Consider the following 3,515-nt stretch of genomic DNA (forward strand, 5'->3'; position numbering starts at 1 on the left):
CCATGCGCGTGGCGGCGGGCGCCGTGGCGCGCAGGGTGCTGGGCGATGGCGTGCGTATTCGCGGCGCGCTGGTGCAGGTTGGCCCGCATGCCATAAACCGTGACCGGCTGGACTGGGATCTGGCCAGCACCAACGCGCTTTTCTGCCCCGATGCCGGGATGCTGCCGGTATGGGAGGAGTATCTGGCGGACATCCGCAAGAAAGGTTCTTCCATCGGCGCGGTGATCGAGGTCGTGGCCGAGGGCGTGCCCGCCGGTCTGGGCGCGCCGGTTTATGGCAAGCTCGATTCCGATCTGGCCATGGCGCTGATGAGCATCAATGCCGTCAAGGGCGTGGAGATTGGTGAAGGTTTCGCCGCCGCCAGCCTGACGGGAGAAGAAAACGCCGACCCGATGCGCATGGAAAACGGTAAACTGCGCTTTGAAACCAACCATGCGGGTGGCGTGCTGGGGGGGATTTCGACCGGGCAGCCGGTCGTGGCGCGCTTCGCGGTCAAGCCACCAGTTCGATCCTGACTCCCGTCCCCTCCGTCACGCGGGAAGGGGAGAATGTCGATGTGATGACCCGGGGGCGGCATGACCCGTGCGTGGGCATCCGGGCCGTGCCGGTGGGGGAAGCGATGATGGCCTGCGTGCTGGCCGACCATCTGCTGCGTCATCGGGGGCAGGTGGGGAACCCGTAGCACCCCGTCCCGCCCGTTTGTTCAGGCCGTGAGCCGGGCTTCCAGCGTGATCGTGGCGTTGAACAGCTTCGAGACCGGGCAACCGGCCTTCGCCTTCTGCGCCAGTTCATTGAACTGTTCCTCGGTCGCGTTGGGGATTTCGGCCTCCAGCGTCAGGTGGGCGCTGGTGATGGCGAAGCTCTCGCCCTGCTTTTCCAGCACGACGGCGGATTTGGCTTCCATTGATGTGGCGGTCAGCCCCGCGCCACCCAGGATGCCCGACAGCGCCATGACGAAACAGGCGGCGTGGGCGGCGCCCAGCAGTTCCTCGGGGTTGGTGCCGGCGCGGCCTTCAAAACGGGTATTGAAGCCGTAGGGCTGCTGTTCGAGCGCGCCGCTCTGTGTCGAGACCTCGCCCTTGCCATCCTTCAGCCCGCCAGACCAGTGCGCCGTGCCATATTTCGTGATTGTCATTGCAGTTCAGTCCTTTATCCGTTGAGGGCGGGGAGTATGGGTAGCATCCCGGGATGGGGTATGGGAACGCCATGATTCCGGGTCGCTTTCCCCGACAGGTCAACCGGGCATGCGCGGCAAGGTTGCATCACGATCGTGCGCCTGCATTACGGTGCTTGCAATCCGCGCCAAAAACAGCCATATCCCGCCACGGCCCCGCGCGTGGGGCCAATTCGCACGTGAAGCCAATACCTCTGGTGTCCGGGAACGGGCGTGCTTCACGGAGGATGAACCAGACAAAGGATTGAATCCGATATGGCAATGCCAGAATTCACCATGCGCCAGCTCCTCGAAGCGGGCGTGCATTTCGGTCACCACACCCGCCGCTGGAACCCGCGCATGGCGCCGTTCCTGTTCGGTGTGCGCAACCAGGTCCACATCATCGACCTGCAGCAGACCGTCCCCATGCTGGACCGTGCGCTCAAGGCGATCCGTGACACCGTGGCCGGTGGCGGGCGCGTGCTGTTCGTCGGCACCAAGCGCGCGGCGGCCGACCAGGTGGCGGAAGCGGCCAAGCGCTGCGGCCAGTATTACGTCAACCACCGCTGGCTTGGCGGCATGCTGACCAACTGGAAGACCATCACCGGTTCGATCAAGCGCCTGCGCGGCATTGATGAGATGCTGGAAAACGGCACCCAGGGCCTGACCAAGAAGGAAGTCCTGGACATCACCCGCGACCGTGAGAAGCTGGAGCGTTCGCTCGGCGGGATCAAGGAAATGGGCGGCCTGCCGGACATCCTGTTCGTGATCGACACGAACAAGGAAAAGCTGGCGGTCGAGGAAGCCAACAAGCTGGGTATCCCGGTCGTGGCGGTGCTGGACAGCAACTCCGACCCGCGTGGCGTGACCTTCCCGATTCCGGGCAATGATGACGCGATCCGCGCCATTGCCCTGTATTGCGAACTGGTTTCGTCCGCCGTGCTCGACGGCATCTCCGCCGAGCTGGGTGCATCGGGCGAGGACTTCGGCGCGGCCGAGGAACTGCCCATCGACCCGGCGGTGGAAACAGCCGTGACGGAAGCCGCCGCAAGCGCGGAATAACACCCTGCACCGCAGCGCCGCATGGCGCGCGGTGCGACTGACACAGCAAGGACACGCCCTGCCGGATGGCGGGGCGTGCGCCTGTCGTGAGGAGTATCAGGATAATGGCGGAAATTACCGCAGCTCTCGTCAAGGAACTTCGTGAGAAGACCGGCGCGGGCATGATGGACTGCAAGAAGGCCCTCAAGGAAGCCGAGGGCAACATTGAAGGTGCGATCGACTGGCTGCGCAAGAAGGGCCTTTCGGCCGCGGCCAAGAAGTCCGGCCGCGTTACGGCGGAAGGTCTGGTTGGCGTGGCGCAGGCCGACAACAAGGCCGCCATGGTCGAAGTCAACGCCGAGACCGACTTCGTGGCCCGTAACGAGCATTTCCAGAACTTCGTTTCCGAAGTGGCCCATGCGGCGCTGAAGGTTGGCGACGATCTGGAAAAGCTGAAGGCCGCCGTGCTGAAAAGCGGCCGCACCGTTGCCGATGAACTCACGCACCTGATCGCCACCATTGGCGAGAACATGTCCATCCGCCGCGCGCGCGTGCTGAGCGTGCCCTCGGGTGTGGTCGCGACTACGTGCATTCTGCCGTCAGCCCCGGTCTGGGCAAGATTGGCGTTCTGGCCGCCGTTGAGGCCCCGACCGCCAGCGAGGCGCTGGAAACGCTGGGCCGCCAGATCGGCATGCATGTGGCCGCGACCCGTCCGGCCGCGCTGGATGTGGACAGTGTCGATCCGCAGGCGCTTGAGCGTGAGCGCGCGGTGCTGGTGGAGCAGGCCCGTGCCTCGGGCAAGCCGGAAGCCATCATCGAGAAGATGGTCGATGGCCGTATCCGCAAGTTCTATGAAGAAGTCGTGCTGCTGGAGCAGGTCTGGGTGCATGATGGCGAAAGCCGCGTGCGCGCGATCGTGAAGAAGGCGGGCGCGAAGCTGGTCGGCTTTGATCGCTTCCAGCTTGGTGAAGGCATCGAGAAGGAAGAAAACGACTTTGCCGCCGAGGTGGCGAAGGCGGCTGGCAACTGATCCTGTTGCCGGTTTCCGTGTTTTCCGCAAGGGCGGGTGCTTCCTGATGGAATGGGAGGCACCCGCCTTGTGCTTTCCGCCACCCCGTATGGGGAAGGCAGCGCGATCGTGCATGTACTCACGGGTGAGTACGGGCTCTATCACGGGCTGGCGCGGGGTGGTTCCTCACGCCGGGGGCGGCCCGTGTGGCAGACGGGCAATCTGGTGCGCGCGCGCTGGAGCGCGCGGCTGTCGGAACAGCTTGGCGGCATGACTGCCGAGACGGTCCATGCCTCAGGCGCGCGACTGCTG

The 3,515-nt window shown here is 64.8% G+C and carries 2 protein-coding genes and 3 pseudogenes; 4 read left to right on the top strand and 1 reads right to left on the bottom strand.

The genetic code is table 11. The features are described from left to right. Positions 1-682: pseudogene (aroC, locus tag JCM25156_RS23765) on the top strand (chorismate synthase); the annotation flags it as partial. A 21-nt stretch (positions 683-703) separates the two neighbouring features. Here the strand turns inward: aroC and JCM25156_RS11430 are convergent. Beyond that, on the bottom strand, positions 704-1,135 hold the full coding sequence (locus JCM25156_RS11430; RefSeq protein ID WP_025813182.1) for an OsmC family protein: 432 nt from the start codon (positions 1,133-1,135) through the stop codon (positions 704-706). A 294-nt stretch (positions 1,136-1,429) separates the two neighbouring features. Between JCM25156_RS11430 and rpsB the strand changes: the two genes are divergently transcribed. The 3 genes and pseudogenes from rpsB to JCM25156_RS23775 form a co-directional block, all read left to right on the top strand. Beyond that, entirely contained in the window at positions 1,430-2,215 is a 786-nt protein-coding gene (gene rpsB / locus JCM25156_RS11435; RefSeq protein WP_034959472.1) for a 30S ribosomal protein S2, read from the top strand. A 104-nt stretch (positions 2,216-2,319) separates the two neighbouring features. Beyond that, a pseudogene (gene tsf, locus JCM25156_RS23770) lies at positions 2,320-3,224 on the top strand (translation elongation factor Ts). Between the two features lie 46 nt (positions 3,225-3,270). Beyond that, positions 3,271-3,515, top strand: a pseudogene (locus tag JCM25156_RS23775) (recombination protein O N-terminal domain-containing protein); the annotation flags it as partial.

This window comes from Komagataeibacter kakiaceti JCM 25156 (assembly GCF_000613305.1).